A 16,048-nucleotide genomic window follows, 5' to 3' on the forward strand; every position below is an offset into this window, starting at 1 on the left:
TTAGGCTTTAGGCAGTATAACTTTTAAAAAGCTTACTGCTTAAAGCCTATAGCCTAAAGCTAAAATGAAATCGCCAGCGAACTCGTTACAAACGTATTCGTATCCGTCGGGAGATTATCTTTATTGGTGAAGATTTCATCTTTGCTTGAAAGATTTCTTGCTTCAATTCTAAACATAACATTATCAGTAATTAAGTAATCAAAGTTAGCTGAAAATCCGTAAGTTTTAAAACCATTTGGCGTTTCAGTTGCGATAATTACACCTTTTTCATCGCTGTAATATTCACAGCGTGCTGCAAGCTGAATTTTATCTGTTGGTTTGTATTGCAGAATCAAAACTGGCGAAAACCAAGTATCATATTTGTTACTGTTTTTAGCCGATTGCTGTGATCCAACATCAAAACCAGCCGTTACGTTTGTTTTCTCCGTTACTTTAAATTGTCCGTAGAAATTATTAAAATAACGCCATTTTTTGTCAATATCCGGCTGTTCATTCCCCACATACGTGCTCCAGTTCAAAACAACTTTATCAGACGGTTTGTAGGTAACCTGAGTCCCAAAAGCAGGTGTCTGGTTGCCTTTTACTTTCTCAATTCTCTGCCAGCCGTTTAAGTACATTCCCGCCAAATACCATTCTCCAGATTCTGAGGTATAACCAATTTTCACTCCTGTTTCATAATAAGGAGAATTCTCAGCCATAATACTTCTCGTTAAAGTCTGGCAGTCTTTGCCAATGGCGCTTTCAAAGCCAATATGCGACGGCATAATCCCTGCATCAATCCATAAATTATGAGTCGATGAAATCTTTACACCTACATTTGCTTCGTAAACATTTTTCAACAAACCCTGTTCGGCAGCCATATTATATTCGGCATACGTTCCCGCCATCAAGGCAAAATTCCCCCGAATATTTTCTTTCGAATAATTCACTTTTGCCATACCCAAATTCAGGTTTACCTCGTTGCTTTTATTGTAACTATAAAAAAAGTTTGGCCGTGTATGATCTTCCGGTTTCCCGAAATCATAGCTGTAATAAGCGTCTACATATCCTGAAAACGTAAACGGACTTTTTGATTCTTCTTGTGCGTGTAAGTTGCTAAAACCAAAAGCGATTAAAGCAGTAAGTATTATTTTTTTCATTTTTGTGGTATTCAATTATTTATTTGTAGATTTTTTAGGAGCTAATCCCGCTCCCGAAGCTTCGGGACTATCGGGGCTAGGGCATTTGGGGTAAAAAAGGCATTTTCGTTTCCTGCAATCCCGAAGCTTCGGGACAAAACCTTGTAGGTATTTAATTTTAAGTTTAGTTTTTATCGCTTAGTTTGTCATTTCGATCCCGAGGCTTCGGGAGAGAAATCTCCGTAAGTAGCTCCGTAAAGTGAATCGCCAATCTTTGTAGAGTTACTCGCGGAGATCCCTCGTTCCTCGGGATGACAAAAATGACGAAATTACTTTGTCAAACCCGACAGGTTTTGAAAACCTGTCGGGTTTAAAAACGGATTACTTTAATTGGTCTAAAGCCACATTCAATTCCAAAACATTAACTGTTTCCGGACCAACAACGGCAGTATTAATTTTAGATTCAACCAAAGCTTTTACTTTTGTTTCGTCCAGTTTTCTTTCTTTGGCAATTCGTTTTACCTGAATCAAAGCGCCTTGAGGAGATACATTCGGATCTAAACCACTTCCCGAAGCCGTAACCATATCAGCCGGAATATCAGATTTTTTCAAATACGGATGAACCAATAAAAGCGTATCAATTCTTTTTTGAACCAAAGCCAAATAATCAGCATTGCTTGGACCTTTGTTACTTCCGGCACTTCCGGCAGCGTTATAATCAACGGCAGAAGGTCTTCCCCAGAAATAATTCGACTTATCGAATTTCTGACCAATTTTTTGGTAACCAACCACTTTTCCGTTAACCGAAATCGTTTCTCCTTTTCCTTGATTTGGAGCAATTTGTGCGATTCCGTAAATCGCAAGAGGATAAATAACCGCAAATAAAATCAAAGTAAATACGGTAAGTTTTAATAGTGAAAATAGATTTTTCATTCTTTTTGAGATTCTAAGAGACTAAGTTGCTAAGGTTCTAAGGTTTTTTCTTGAAAGCTTAATAATCTATAGTCTGTGTTTTTAATTGAGTTTTTAAAGTTCTTCGGTTTTACGACTCTAAAAAGAAAACTTAGCATCTTAGAGTCTTAGCATCTCAGAACCTTACATAAATAAAGAGACTAGCAAATCAATAACTTTAATTCCGATGAAAGGAACAATTAGACCGCCTAAACCATAAATCAAAAGATTTCTTTTTAAGATCGCACTGGCTCCAATTGGACGATAATCAACACCTTTCAGCGCAAGCGGAATCAAAATTGGAATAATAACCGCGTTGAAAATTACAGCCGATAAAATCGCACTTTCGGGACTATGCAAATGCATAATATTCAAACCTTGCAGCGCAGGAATCGCAGTAATAAAAAGAGCAGGAACAATAGCAAAATATTTCGCAACGTCATTTGCAATAGAAAAAGTAGTTAAAGTGCCTCGAGTCATTAAAAGCTGTTTTCCAATTTCAACAATCTCAATTAGTTTCGTTGGGTCATTGTCAAGATCGACCATGTTTCCGGCTTCTTTTGCAGCTTGAGTACCGCTGTTCATGGCAACTCCAACATTGGCTTGGGCAAGGGCAGGAGCATCATTTGTTCCGTCACCCATCATGGCAACGAGTCTTCCTTCAGCCTGTTCTTTTCGGATATAATTCATTTTATCCTCAGGTTTAGCCTCGGCAATAAAATCATCAACTCCTGCAGCTTCGGCAATAAATTTGGCCGTAAGTGGATTGTCTCCCGTTACCATAACCGTTTTGATTCCCATTCTGCGCAAACGCTCAAAACGCTCTTTCATTCCGGTTTTTATAATATCCTGAAGTTCGATAACACCTTGAACTTCATTGTTTTTAATTACTACCAATGGTGTTCCTCCATTAGATGAAATCGTAATAACTTGCTGTGCAGTATCTTCGGGGAAAGCATTTCCGGCTTGCTGTGCAATATTTTTTGCAGCATCCTGTGCGCCTTTTCTAATATTGGTTCCGTCTTTTAATACTACTCCAGAAGTTCTTGTTTCAGCGGTAAATTTTATACTGTGTGAGATGTTTTCTGTAAGAAGTGAAATGTCTGATTGCATTTTACTATTTACATCTAAGATTTTACCTAACTCGAGAATACTTTTCCCTTCAGGAGTATCATCTGCAAGCGAACTCAAAACAGCTGATTTTACAAAGTCATCAAAAGAAATTCCTTTTGTTGGATAAAAATTGGTTGCTTTTCTGTTTCCAATCGTGATGGTTCCGGTTTTATCCAAAAGCAGTACATCAATATCTCCGGCAGTTTCAACCGCTTTTCCGGATTTTGTAATTACGTTGGCACGAAGCGCTCTGTCCATTCCCGCAATACCAATCGCAGAAAGCAATCCTCCAATCGTGGTTGGAATTAAACATACAAACAAAGCAATGAAAGCCGCAATCGTGATGGGTGCGTTGGCATAGTCGGCAAACGGTTTTAGCGTAACGCACACAATCACGAAGATTAAGGTAAATGCGGCTAATAAAATGGTTAAGGCAATTTCGTTTGGTGTTTTCTGACGGCTCGCACCTTCAACCAAAGCAATCATTTTATCCAAAAAGCTTTCGCCTGGTTCAGATGTTACTTTTACCTTAATTTTATCTGATAATACTTTTGTTCCTCCGGTTACAGATGATTTATCTCCGCCTGCTTCCCGAATTACAGGAGCACTTTCTCCGGTAATGGCACTTTCGTCGATCGTAGCCAGACCCTCGATAATTTCACCATCAGCAGCAATTAAATCGCCTGCTTCGCAAACGAAAATATCATCTTTTTTTAATGCTGATGAACTAATGTTTCGGATTTCTCCATTTGGCAGAATCTGTCTTGCCGGAGTTTCTTCACGAGTTTTGCGTAAACTATCAGCTTGTGCTTTTCCTCTTGCTTCGGCAATTGCTTCGGCGAAATTGGCAAATAAAAGCGTTGCCAGTAAAATCAAGAACACAATTAAATTATAGAGGAAACTGCCTTGATCCTGGGCTCCCATTAATATGGAAACGCAGACCGCAAACATAATGGCTGTTCCAATTTCTACGGTAAACATTACCGGATTTTTGATCATCATTTTTGGATTCAGCTTGACAAAAGACTGCACTAAGGCTTCTTTTACCTGCTTGCTTTCAAACAATGATGTGGATTTATTAGTTGTCATTTTTCTTTGTGTAAAATGTTAGATGTAAAATGTGAAAATTCCTACTTTTGTAAATAATTATTTGAAATATGAAACCACACAAAAAATTGAATTCTTGGATTAAAAGTTTTGAACTTGTTAAAGAAATTTATTTAGCTACAAGACAATTCCCTTCTGAGGAAAAGTTTGGAATTACTTCTCAAATCCGTAGAGCATCGGTTTCCGTACCCATCAATATTGCTGAGGGAGCAGCAAGAAAAGGAACAAAAGAGTTTATCCATTTTTTGCATATTTCATTAGGTTCTTTATCAGAGCTTGACACTTTACTTTTATTAAGTAAAGAGTTAGATTTTCTCAATGAAAAAGAATGTGAACAATTGATTGAAAAATTAGATATCATAGGAAAACTTATTTATGGATTAATCAAGAATCTTGAAGCGCGTGTATGATTGTTATTTGTGAAAAAGTAAAATGTGAGTTGTAAGGTGTAAGGTGTGAGTTGTGAGTTGTTAGATGTAAGCTGTTGTTTGAGTTTGGGTCTTACTTTTTCACATCTTACATTTCACATTTCACTTTTTCACATTTTACATTCCAAAGAATTCCGCCAATGGACCTAAAGCCAAAGCTGGGAAGAAAGATAAAGCAGCGATAATTGCGATTACGGCAAAAGTCATGATTCCGAAAATTGAAGTATCTGTTTTTAAAGTTCCTGCACTTTCTGGGATATATTTTTTACCTGCCAGTAAACCAGCAATTGCCAACGGCCCAATGATTGGAATAAAACGGCTTAACAATAACACAATTCCTGTTGTGATATTCCAAAACGGATTGTTATCTCCTAAACCTTCAAAACCAGAACCGTTATTGGCCGCGCTCGAAGTATATTCATATAACATTTCTGAGAATCCGTGATTTCCAGGATTGTTTAACCAGCCTGTTGCGTTACCGCTGAACCAATAACCCATTGCGGTATCGTGTGCAGTAAAATAAGATGCTAATGCAGTTCCTGATAATATTAATAAAGGATGAAGAATAGCGATAAAAGCGGCTATTTTAACTTCCCGTGCTTCGATTTTCTTCCCTAAAAATTCAGGAGTTCGACCCACCATTAATCCAGAGATGAATACAGCCAGGATAATGAAAATGTAGTAGTTCAAAATACCCACGCCGCAACCGCCGTAAAAGGCATTTACCATCATCGATAATAATTGCATTGCGCCAGAAACCGGCATCGAACTATCGTGCATACTGTTGACAGAACCTGTAGAAATTACCGTTGTGGCAATACTCCAGAAACCTGACATTGCGGGTCCAAACCGAACTTCTTTTCCTTCCATCGCTCCGGTCGCTTGTGCAATTCCCATTTTTTCGATAGCAGGATTTCCGTTGATTTCGCTCATCACTGTTGGAACAACCAGAAGTAAGAATCCAATTGTCATTACACCAAAAATAATGTTTGAAAGTTTTCTTTTGTTTAAGAAAAAGCCAAGTGCAAAAATCATTGCAAAAGGAATAATCATCTGCGCCCAAAGTTCAACTCCATTCGTAAAATAAGTTGGGTTTTCTAAAGGATGTGCTGAGTTGGCTCCAAAAAATCCACCGCCGTTTGTACCAATATGTTTAATAGCAATAAAAGCAGCTGCTGGTCCGCGAGAAACTTCTACATGATCGCCTTGCAGCGTTGTAATAGCATCTTTACCTTCAAAAGTCATTGGAGTACCGCTGAATACTAGTGCAACAGCTACAATTGCTGAAAGTGGTAATAAAATACGAGTACAGCTTTTGATGAAATAATTATAAAAATTACCCAATTTTTCTGTACTTCTTTCTTTCATTGCCGTGAAAATCATTGCGGCAGCAGCCATTCCGATACCGGCAGAAACAAACTGAAGGAACATCAAGACGATTTGTGAAAGATAAGAAACCCCGCTTTCGCCTGAATAATGCTGTAAGTTACAATTGACCAAAAACGAAATAGCAGTATTAAATGCCAAATCTGGCGTCATAGAAGGGTTGTTGTCCGGATTAAGAGGCAGAGAACCCTGAAACAATAAGACAAAAAAGCAAAGAAAGAACCAAACCATATTAATACTTAAAAGGGCTTTTAAGTGTTGTTTCCAGTTCATTTCTTCAGTGGAATTTATACCGCTGATTTTAAAAATAAATTTTTCAATTGGATTGAAAATCGGGTCAAGAAGTGTTTTATCTCCCAAATAAACTTTAGCAATATATTTTCCTAAAGGAATCGCTAAAACAATGGTTAGAATAAAAATACCAATGACGCCTAATAATTCTGTGTTCATATTTTTTATTTTTTGTGAGATGTGAAATGTAAAAAGTGAGATGTAATTTGTAAAACAGGATTGACGCATAACATCTAACTTCTCACTTATAACTTTTCACTAGATTAAAATTTTTCGGGTTTGATTAAGACATAAACCAAATACACGAAAACGGCGACTGAAATGATAAATAGTGCGGTCATGATTTAGATTTTTTCAAAAAATTCAACTGAGATAAAACAAATAGCAAACAGCACAACGGCCAATGCGAGTAAAAGAAATGTGATCATAGGATTATTTTAGATTTGTGAAATGTGAAATGTGAGAAGTAAAATGTTTTTTGTGAAAAGTGATGAACATCTTACATTTCACAAAAAACATTTCACTAATTAGACTCCTGAAGCATTAACCTGCTTGATATATTCCGCTTTAAGTGTTTGCGGAAATAAGTGCGAAATATTGCAATGGCGCACTTCCATAAAAGAAGAAACCGAAAAAACATACACATTAGAAATGGCATTTTTTGTTTCGATGCTTCCGGTTATAAACAAACGTTCGGCAAGAGCCAGACATTTCTTAGCTCTTACGATATTGCCGGAAATAATCGATTTTTTGGTGATTTCGGCAAAGCGCTCAGCTTGTTTGTAGATTGAGGTAACTTGAGTTTTCATTTGGAATGAATTTTAATGTTCTCCTTCCTTATGCCAAAATATGTTCCGAAAAAGTCAAGATACAGCTAAAGTGTTGTAAATAAAAGGAATGTAGTTGTGTGCCGAAAATCAGGCATAAAAAAAGCCTATCATTTTGATAAGCTTTTCTCGTTTTGATATGTTGTTGAAGCTCCGAAGCTCTAGTAAATTGAATTTGTCATTGACATTGTTATTGTAGTTGGAATTTAAATTTTAGAATTTTCAATCCCATATTCTTCTAATTTTCTGTACAAAGTCGCAATTCCAATTTCTAATAATCGAGCCGTTTCAGCTTTATTACCTTTCGTATAATTTAAAACTTTTTGTATGTGCAGTTTTTCAACGCTCTGCATAGAGAAAGCCGACATTGATTTAGTTGTTTTCTCCGCCTGATGCTGCATTTCGTAAGGCAGAACGTCCGAAGTTAAAGTATCACCGCTACTCAAAATAACCGATCTTTCGATGATGTTTTTAAGTTCACGGATATTTCCCGGCCAGGAATAATTTTCTAATTTCTGCAGAAAATCATCGGCAATATGTAATGTTTTTTTGTTTGTTTTCTCAGAAAACTGTTTGACAAAATGATGCGTCAAAACGGCAATATCCTTTATTCTTTCTCGTAAAGACGGCAGTTTTATTTCGAAGATATTCAAACGGAAATACAAATCAGAACGGAAACGATGTTCATCACTTTCTGTTTTTAAATCTCGGTTTGTAGCGGCAATTAATCTAAAATTTGATTTTTTCGGAGTTGTGTCGCCAACCGGAATATATTCGGAAGTTTCTAAAACGCGTAATAATTTCGCCTGAAGATCAATTGGCATTTCCCCAATTTCATCCAGAAATAAAGTACCGCCATTGGCTTCTTCAATAAAACCTTTTTTATCTTTCAGGGCTCCGGTAAAAGCACCTTGTTTGTGACCAAAAAGTTCGCTTTCTAAGATTTCTTTGCTGAAAGTACTGCAGTTTAAGGCCACAAACGATTTTCCTACGCGATTGCTGTTTTCATGAATGGCCTGTGCAAAAACTTCTTTTCCGGTTCCGGTTTCACCCGTAAGTAAAACAGTCGAATCTGTTTTGGCTACTTTTTGAGCGAGATCAATTACTTGTTCAATTCCTTTTGATTTTCCGATAATGGTATTAAAGGAATATTTATCGTTAATACGTTTTTCAAGCTGTTGTACTTTTTTCTGCAATTGTACTTTTTCGACTGCTTTATAAAGAAGCGGAATAATTTTATCATTATCATCGCCTTTTACAATATAATCGAAAGCACCATTTTTCATTGCCTGCACTCCGTCTGGGATATTCCCAAAAGCGGTTAGCAGAATAACTTCTGACAATGGAAAACTTGCTTTTATGTTTTGAAGAAAATCTACGCCGTTTCCGTCAGGCAGTTTTACATCACATAAAACCACATCAATATCCATTTGTTCGAGTTTTTTAAAACCTGATTTTAAATCTTTAGCTTCAAAAACGTCAAATCCTTCCGATTTTATAATACGTGCCAGCAGACTTCTCAGTTTTTCTTCGTCGTCTATAATTAAAATTTTGTGTGTCATTTGCAGATAAGCTAAAACCGAATTGGTATTTTGATGTACAAATTTAGGTTTTAAATCACTTTCCTTTTTTGATTCAGAGGAAATTCTTGCGAAAATTCAATTTTCAAAATGGTTCCGTTATTATTTTCCATCGTCAATTTTCCTTCAAGATCATCCGTTAAACCTTTTATTAAGCTCATTCCAAAGGAGTTTGCTTTTTTATTGCTGAGGTCAGTATCAAAACCTATTCCGTTATCAGAAATAGTCAGCAAATATTTATTCTCGCCTATAGTTGCGAGCGTTACATAAATCATTCCGGTTCGATCTTCCGGGAAAGCATATTTAATGGAGTTCGTAATTGCTTCATTCAAAATCAATCCAAGCGGAACGGCATGTGCCACATCTAATTCCAGCGGATCGACCTTTACTTCAAAACGAATTCTCTGCCCAAGCGAAAAAGATTCTCGTAAATACTCGACCAGTTCTTTAATATAATTGGGCATATTGATTGTCGAGATATTCTCAGAATTATACAATTTTTGATGAATCAATGACATCGAATGAATCCTGTGCTGACTGTTTTTTATTGCCGATAAAGCCATATCATTTTCCAAATAAGCCGATTGCGAATTTAAAAGACTGATAACCGTTTGCAGATTGTTTTTTACGCGATGATGAATTTCTTTTAAAAGCCATTCTTTCTCATCCAGTAAATGTTTAAGGTTAATATTTTTCTGGTTGATTTCTTTTTCCTTGATTTCCAGTTTGGCATGATTTCGTTGTTTTAAACGGTATCGGTTAAACAATAAAGCAATGATAACCAGCAATAAAATCAAACTCCAGATCGATACGCTGTTTAAAAGTTTTGATTTTTGCAATTCACTTTTTTGCAATTTATCCTGCTTATTCAAAAGTTTTATTTTTTGTTCTTTAGAGGCCGTTTCATAATCAATTTTTAGTTCATCAATTTGTTTGTTTTTGTTGATGCCACTAGTCGAATCACTAAGTTTTTTTACATTTCTATAATGCTCTAAAGCACCCAGATAATTTCCATTAAGCGAATCAATTTTGTATAAAGAATATTGAAAGATTTCTGAATTATAAGGTTTTTTGTGTATTTTAGAAAGTGCAAAAACTTTATCTGCATAAAATTTAGCCTTTTGTGCATTATTTATAAAGGAATAAAAATAGGCCATACTTGCATAACAATGAGTAACTTCTCGAAAGGTTTCGGGCGCATTTAATTGTCGCGCATAAGAATCCATTTCTATAAAATATTTTTCTGCTAAATCATATTTCTTTAATGATCCATAACAGTTGGCTCTTGCATAAGCCAGAAGCATTTTGTCAAAAATACTTTTTGGAGGATAATCAGCGGTTACAGTGTTAATATATGCAAGAGCTTCTTCGTCCTTTTTCTTTATCGACAAAGCAGCAACAGCGCTTAAAAAGCTTTTGTACCAAGTACCTGTATCTAAAGTTTTTTGTCCAATTTTAATGCTTTTTTTATACAATTCGAGCGCTTCTTCGTTGTGCCCATAAGTGTTATATACATCCCCAAGACGTGTGTAAAAAATATCACCAAAAGTATAATCCTTTTCAGCTTCCATTCTTTTTACACTTTTTAAGGCATAGTAAAGAGCCGTAGGAATATTGTGCTGCCCTAATTCAATAAAAGTTATAGTTGTTTCTGCAAATTGCTGATGTGTAAAACCAATTTTTCGCAAATCAGCTAAATTTTGGTAGAGCCTTTTTTTGGCTTCATTTACTTTTCCTCCCCAGAAATAAATAGTGGTAATCTTCATGTAATTCTCTATTCTCTTTTCTTCAAGATTTAGAGAGGCATAAAGCGAAACAGCTTCTTGCAGTATTTTTTCTTTCTCGGGATCTAAATTAAATAAGAGCGTTCCGTAAGCATCTAAAGCTTCGGCAAGACCTTTTTTATCATTTTGTTTTCGGCATTCCTCTATAACCTGCAAAAAATATTTTTTTCCTTCGGCAGGATTATTGGCCTGATAATAATATTTTCCTAACAACAATAAACTTTGATGCTGCCATCTTTTTTCTTTAAGCTCACTGCCTGCCGAAACTGCTTTATCAATATACGTTTTTGCATTTTTTAAATCTTCTGGTTTTGTGCCGGGTTTAAAAAGATAAAAGCTTCCTAATTCAAGTAACAGCTTAATTTTATCTTCTCCATTTGACTTAGCCAGAAGTCTTATGGCAGAATTGATGTTTCCTTTTTCAATTAAATCACTTCCTATTAGTTTTGTACCATCATAAAAACCTTCATTGTAGCTTAACGAAACCGGCAGTTTATAAGCTTTACAAGCCACTACTACCGCGCTGTCTGCATCAATAGCACCCTGGTTGGCATTATACAAATACATCGAGCAGGATTGTATTAATAATCGTTTTTTAGGAAGATTATATTTTGCTACTGCCGGCGAAACCTGCGCCAGCGTTGAAAAAGTAATTAAGAAAAGAAAAGAAAAAGGCAGAATTCGTTTCATAATTGGTTAAAAATTAGATTTTTGAATTGGTTTTGGTGAAACAAATATAAAATAAAGAGAAATGTTTTTTTTGAAAAATATCAAGAAAATTCACATTAAATATGATTTTTATTGTTTAATTTTTTCAAAACACTGAATTTAATGGTGATATTTAACTAATTTTATGCCAGTTAATTACAGAGTTATAATATAAATAATACTACATTTATGGGAACGGTCTCTGAAAACAGCACCCAATCTGAAAAAAACGGCTTTCAAAAACAAATACTAATTGTTGAAGATCAATTTATAGAAGCGCATGATTTGCAGTTAATTCTTGAAAAAGCAAATTATAAAGTGATCGGGATTGTGCGTTCTGTCGATCAGGCATTGGATGTTATTCAGACACAAAAGCCGGATTTAGTATTTTTGGATATTATGCTCAAAGGAGATAAAAACGGAATCGATCTGGCACATATTTTAAAAGAAAAAAATATCGGTTTTATTTTTATTTCAGCCAATTCCAGCAAGAGAATTTTAGATCAGGCCAAAACCACGCATCCATACGGATTTATTGTAAAACCGTTTAGAGATCAGGATATTTTAACTACGCTTGAAATTGCTTTTTACAGACAAGAGTACAGTTTAGAATCGCAGTTAATGCAGCAATTAGAATTGAAAAACAATATTACAGAATTAATCAATTCCAACCTTAAACTCGAAGACGCTTTATTGGCTTTTGCCAAAATCATCCAGACTTTTGTTTGTTTTGATTATTTAGAAGTTGGATTTGTAAATGCAGAGCAATATTCGAATCTGGGAATCATCCGAAAAAACATCGATCAATACCAAATTATCAGCGTACAAAAGCTTTCGCAGATTGCAGATCTATCTATAAAAGAATTAAACGAAACCTATATAAAATCTCAAATTGATATTAAACCGGTTATTTACAGTGAAGAATCGTTGATTAATAATTTTCAGGCCGCGCCGATAAAAGGAATTATTTCGCATAATTTCGGAATCAAATCGTATTTGGTTTTTCCAATTTCTATTGCCGCAACGCAGCGTTTTTGTTTTACTTTTTACAGCAGGAATTTTAATGTTTATTCAAATGAAAACCTGAAATTATTATCTAATTTAGAAAATATATTTTCACAATTTATATCCCGTTTTTATTCGTCGGCACCCATAATTCTGGAACCAAAAGAAATTCCGGTAAAAAGAGAAAAAGCCGAAAATATAAAATCTGGTTTTGAAGGAATAATTGGGAACAGTTCTCAAATGGTAACGGTTTTTAATTATATCAAAAAAGTAGCGCCGTCTGATACTTCTGTTTTAATTTTAGGCGAAAGCGGCACCGGAAAAGAAAAAATTGCACAAAGCATTCATGCGTTATCACCGCGAAAAGACAAACCACTGATTATTATAAATTGCGGTGCCATTCCTGAAAACCTGGCCGAGTCATTGCTTTTTGGACATGAAAAAGGAGCTTTTACCGGAGCATCAGAAAAACGAATAGGAAAATTTGAACTGGCAAACGGCGGTACAATTTTTCTGGATGAAATAGGAGAAATGCCCCTAGAGCTTCAGGTAAAATTACTGCGTGTTTTGCAGGAGCGCGAAATTGAAAGGGTAGGCGGACTTATGCCCATAAAAATAGACGTTCGAATTATTGCGGCAACCAATAAAAATCTCGAAGAAGAGGTCGCCGCCGGACGTTTTAGAATGGATTTGTATTACAGACTTCATGTTTTTCCAATTTTAGTTCCGTCATTAAAAAAGCGAAAAGAAGATATTCCGGAACTAGCAGATCATTTTATTAAAGTATACAGCGAACGCATGAACAGAAAAGTGCCAATACTTTCCGATAATGCCTTACAGCAGATTACAAATTATGAATGGCCGGGAAATATAAGAGAACTCGAACATCTCATACAGCGCACATTATTGCTTACAGAAGGAAATACCATTAAAACAATTGAATTTTCGCCTTCTTCAAAAATGCATACGCAGCAAAACACCGATTCATTTTCGATAAAAACGATTATGGAAAATGAACGGGATTACATTTTATATATCCTGAAAAAATGCAATGGAAAAATTTCGGGCGCGGGCGGTGCTGCAGAAATCCTGGATATTCATCCTTCAACCTTAAATTCAAAAATCAAGAAATTGGAAATTAAGAGAGAAATAAGTTAATCTACGGTTTTAAATGTTTAACACATAGAAACATATATTTAATTATTCTAAAAAGAAAGTCAAAACAAACTAGTTTCTAACACATAGTCAGCTATGTTTATTTATGCAAGTGAAACGTCTTTTAAAGATATTAGAATCTATGTTTCTATGTGTTTAATGATCCTCATCTGTTAGGTTAAGTAACTTTTTCAATCCATTTTGTAATGCTTTCAGCAACTTCCTGCCATTCGCTTTGAAGAATTACAAAATGATTTCTGGTTCTAAATTCTTTGTAACAGGTAATAGAATGGATGTTTTTATGTTTTCTGTAATTCCAATGAACTAATTTTGGTGGCACAATTTGATCTTCAGAACAAGAAATAAAAAACAAAGGCACGTGTTTTTTCCTGAAATTGATTTTCGCATTTTTTGAAAATAAATTCCGCAGAGCTTTTTTAGATTCTGGAATAATGAAGTTTTCGTATGTATTCTTTTGTTCTTCATTTACTGCAGTATTAAAGAATGCATTTTTCCAATTTTCGAATGGTAAGATGAACGTTTTTTTAGAAGAAAAAATAGCGCACGAAAAACGTAAAATGATTTTATAAAATGAAAACTTTAAAGTAGTAAAACCTTTTGGAGGGAAAGGATTAATGCAGATTCCAGCCTCGGCCAAATCTTTCTGAACCAGCAATTGCACCAAGAGCCCGCCGTAAGAATGTCCCACTAAAATGGGTTTCTCAGGAAGTTTTTCAATGATTTCTGTATAATAACACAAAAGGTCAAATAAACAGATCGATCCAATTTTTACGCACGGATTTTGATCTCTTAAGTTTTCTGCCGAATCATTTTTGTGAAGCCACGGAGGCGCTACAACCTTATATCCTTTATCTTTAAAAAACGTGAGCCATTCTTCCCAATAAAAATGACTCACAAAAGCTCCCGAAATAAAAACAATCGTTTTTGTATTAGAAAGATACATAGCAGGATTTTTTAGTTATACATTAAAATACAATCTGCATGCCCTTTTGCGAAGTACTGATTATAAGGCATTTATTGCTGTTTTGACCTTACGGGACTTATTATATTTCGTTAAATACTTTTAATGTGTTGAAATATCATTCTTTTTAAATGTTTGATTATTAATTGTAGACGCTGATTTTAAGGATTCACTTCGTGAAAATGCGGATAATAAAGGATTTTTTTATTTCTGCTTTATCATTTAAAAATCAAATCTGTGTCAATCAGCGTTTTCACGAAGTGAATCCGTTTTATCTGTGTTCCATTAATCACATGAATTTATGTTTAAAGAAAATGTATCTTTAAAATCTCTAATTCTAACCTTAAAATGAAAATACCACATTCCCGAATAAAACACTTTTTATTCCTTTTTGTTCTGCTGATTAATTCGGTTTCACTTTTTGCTGCAAATGAATTCAAGACTAAAATTGATTCCTCAAAAGCGAAAACTGTTTCCTTTAAAATCAAATTGAAATCAGACAATAAAGTCAAAATAAAATCCGCTCCTTTAAAATTCAATAAACATTTTGCTTATAGTTTTACGCTGGATGATGGATATCGATCGGCTTATTTGACAGCGTTTCCATTATTGAATGGCGGAAAAATCAGCAATCCCGATAAAAACGAATGGAAAATCGATCAAGGCGGAGACGGAACAACTTCAAAAGGACTTTTTTATTCAGACGGATTCGGAAACAAAATTCCATTTAAATTAGCTTTAGCCGTTAACGGTGGTGCAGTTCGCGATTTACCGGCAAACCGAGGGCATCTTTCCTGGTCGGAGATTAAAGAAATGTATAATGCCGGTTGGGATATTTTGAATCACGGTTTTCATCATGCGACAAAACACGGTACAAATTATTTGACTGAAGTAACCGAAAATACAGCTTCGATAAAACAAAATCTTGGTTTTACAATGTCGCATTTTGTAGTGCCAGGCGGAGAAGGAGATCCGGATTATCATCATGAATATGAAAAAGAGGCATTGGCAAATGGGGCTTTTTCTGTTGCATCTTATACAGGTGTTGGACCTGTTTTTAAAGTCGATTCAAAAGTCGATTTAGATAAAATGATTTCTGCCAGAACTTTTGTGCAGAGTTCAAAAGATTCAACTAGTTTTAAAACGATGGATCGTTATTTAAAAACAGTAGATTCAATTGTTAAACAGTCAGATCCCGTTTGGTTTAATGAATTCACACACGGAACAGGAAATGGAAATCTATGGAATTTAAGCATGCGTTTTCCAGATTTTAAATATTATATGACAACCCTTGCAGATAAATACGGCGTAAAAGGAAGTGATACAATTTGGATGGCGCCGTGGCAGGAAGTTTACGAATATATTTGGTTAAGAGACAGAATAAAAGTCGATTACAAACAGAAAAATAAAGAAGTTGAAGTTACGATTGAATTGCCTGAAATTCCAGAAACATTTAAACATCGCGATATTTCATTAGTAATCGATACTTCTTCAAAATTTGAAATAGAATCAAGTAAAGATTTAAAAATTAAAGACGACGGAAAAACAACTCACAAACAGATTTTAATTCAATTGAAATAAAAGTTTTAGCCAGAGATTAAAGGATTAAAAGA

12 protein-coding genes are annotated in these 16,048 nt (G+C 35.0%); 3 read left to right on the forward strand and 9 right to left on the reverse strand.

Annotated features, from left to right (window positions below; genetic code table 11):
• Positions 1–59 precede the first annotated feature (59 nt).
• From BKM63_RS11030 to kdpB, 3 genes are all read right to left on the reverse strand, one after another.
• Positions 60–1,139 carry a porin gene (locus BKM63_RS11030; protein ID WP_071636636.1) on the reverse strand — a complete coding sequence of 360 codons (1,080 nt, stop codon included), beginning with the start codon at positions 1,137–1,139 and terminating at the stop codon, positions 60–62.
• A gap of 360 nt (positions 1,140–1,499) precedes the next feature.
• Positions 1,500–2,051 (reverse strand): K(+)-transporting ATPase subunit C, encoded by a 552-nt coding sequence (locus BKM63_RS11035; RefSeq protein WP_071636637.1) that lies wholly within the window; start codon positions 2,049–2,051, stop codon positions 1,500–1,502.
• A 162-nt stretch (positions 2,052–2,213) separates the two neighbouring features.
• Positions 2,214–4,271, reverse strand: a complete 2,058-nt coding sequence (kdpB, locus tag BKM63_RS11040; protein WP_071636638.1) for a potassium-transporting ATPase subunit KdpB — start codon at positions 4,269–4,271, stop codon at positions 2,214–2,216.
• Positions 4,272–4,339: 68 nt separating this feature from the next.
• On the opposite strand from kdpB, the gene BKM63_RS11045 reads away from it, so the two are divergent.
• The gene (locus BKM63_RS11045; RefSeq protein WP_071636639.1) at positions 4,340–4,699 is read left to right on the forward strand and encodes a four helix bundle protein; all 360 of its coding nucleotides are present in this window, start codon (positions 4,340–4,342) and stop codon (positions 4,697–4,699) included.
• Between the two features lie 135 nt (positions 4,700–4,834).
• Here BKM63_RS11045 and kdpA read toward each other — a convergent pair whose 3' ends face one another.
• From kdpA to BKM63_RS11070, 5 genes are all read right to left on the reverse strand, one after another.
• A complete protein-coding gene (kdpA, locus tag BKM63_RS11050; protein WP_071636640.1) occupies positions 4,835–6,553 on the reverse strand; it encodes a potassium-transporting ATPase subunit KdpA in 1,719 nt (572 codons plus the stop codon).
• Positions 6,554–6,657: 104 nt separating this feature from the next.
• On the reverse strand, positions 6,658–6,735 hold the full coding sequence (gene kdpF / locus BKM63_RS11055) for a K(+)-transporting ATPase subunit F (protein ID WP_071636750.1): 78 nt from the start codon (positions 6,733–6,735) through the stop codon (positions 6,658–6,660).
• 186 nt (positions 6,736–6,921) lie between these two features.
• Complete coding sequence (locus tag BKM63_RS11060; protein WP_071636641.1) at positions 6,922–7,203, reverse strand: DUF7674 family protein; 282 nt, start codon at positions 7,201–7,203, stop codon at positions 6,922–6,924.
• 224 nt (positions 7,204–7,427) lie between these two features.
• The gene (locus BKM63_RS11065) at positions 7,428–8,783 is read right to left on the reverse strand and encodes a sigma-54-dependent transcriptional regulator (RefSeq protein WP_071636642.1); all 1,356 of its coding nucleotides are present in this window, start codon (positions 8,781–8,783) and stop codon (positions 7,428–7,430) included.
• A gap of 50 nt (positions 8,784–8,833) precedes the next feature.
• Positions 8,834–11,275, reverse strand: coding sequence for a sensor histidine kinase (locus BKM63_RS11070; protein ID WP_071636643.1), 2,442 nt, complete (start codon positions 11,273–11,275; stop codon positions 8,834–8,836).
• A gap of 207 nt (positions 11,276–11,482) precedes the next feature.
• On the opposite strand from BKM63_RS11070, the gene BKM63_RS11075 reads away from it, so the two are divergent.
• The gene (locus tag BKM63_RS11075) at positions 11,483–13,456 is read left to right on the forward strand and encodes a sigma 54-interacting response regulator (RefSeq protein WP_071636644.1); all 1,974 of its coding nucleotides are present in this window, start codon (positions 11,483–11,485) and stop codon (positions 13,454–13,456) included.
• 175 nt (positions 13,457–13,631) lie between these two features.
• Here BKM63_RS11075 and BKM63_RS11080 read toward each other — a convergent pair whose 3' ends face one another.
• On the reverse strand, positions 13,632–14,417 hold the full coding sequence (locus tag BKM63_RS11080; RefSeq protein ID WP_071636645.1) for an alpha/beta fold hydrolase: 786 nt from the start codon (positions 14,415–14,417) through the stop codon (positions 13,632–13,634).
• Between the two features lie 366 nt (positions 14,418–14,783).
• Here BKM63_RS11080 and BKM63_RS11085 point away from each other — a divergent pair, with 366 nt between their 5' ends.
• Positions 14,784–16,016 (forward strand): polysaccharide deacetylase family protein, encoded by a 1,233-nt coding sequence (locus BKM63_RS11085; RefSeq protein ID WP_071636646.1) that lies wholly within the window; start codon positions 14,784–14,786, stop codon positions 16,014–16,016.
• The last annotated feature ends 32 nt before the right edge of the window (positions 16,017–16,048 follow it).

The sequence above is a fragment of the Flavobacterium johnsoniae genome, assembly GCF_001879205.1.
Lineage (GTDB): Bacteria > Bacteroidota > Bacteroidia > Flavobacteriales > Flavobacteriaceae > Flavobacterium > Flavobacterium johnsoniae_A.

Coding starts and splice junctions, on each gene's coding strand:
- BKM63_RS11030 (WP_071636636.1), bottom strand. CDS start 1,139: ATGAAAAAAATAATACTTACTGCTTTAATCGCTTTTGGTTTTAGCAAC.
- BKM63_RS11035 (WP_071636637.1), bottom strand. CDS start 2,051: ATGAAAAATCTATTTTCACTATTAAAACTTACCGTATTTACTTTGATT.
- kdpB (WP_071636638.1), bottom strand. CDS start 4,271: ATGACAACTAATAAATCCACATCATTGTTTGAAAGCAAGCAGGTAAAA.
- BKM63_RS11045 (WP_071636639.1), top strand. CDS start 4,340: ATGAAACCACACAAAAAATTGAATTCTTGGATTAAAAGTTTTGAACTT.
- kdpA (WP_071636640.1), bottom strand. CDS start 6,553: ATGAACACAGAATTATTAGGCGTCATTGGTATTTTTATTCTAACCATT.
- kdpF (WP_071636750.1), bottom strand. CDS start 6,735: ATGACCGCACTATTTATCATTTCAGTCGCCGTTTTCGTGTATTTGGTT.
- BKM63_RS11060 (WP_071636641.1), bottom strand. CDS start 7,203: ATGAAAACTCAAGTTACCTCAATCTACAAACAAGCTGAGCGCTTTGCC.
- BKM63_RS11065 (WP_071636642.1), bottom strand. CDS start 8,783: ATGACACACAAAATTTTAATTATAGACGACGAAGAAAAACTGAGAAGT.
- BKM63_RS11070 (WP_071636643.1), bottom strand. CDS start 11,275: ATGAAACGAATTCTGCCTTTTTCTTTTCTTTTCTTAATTACTTTTTCA.
- BKM63_RS11075 (WP_071636644.1), top strand. CDS start 11,483: ATGGGAACGGTCTCTGAAAACAGCACCCAATCTGAAAAAAACGGCTTT.
- BKM63_RS11080 (WP_071636645.1), bottom strand. CDS start 14,417: ATGTATCTTTCTAATACAAAAACGATTGTTTTTATTTCGGGAGCTTTT.
- BKM63_RS11085 (WP_071636646.1), top strand. CDS start 14,784: ATGAAAATACCACATTCCCGAATAAAACACTTTTTATTCCTTTTTGTT.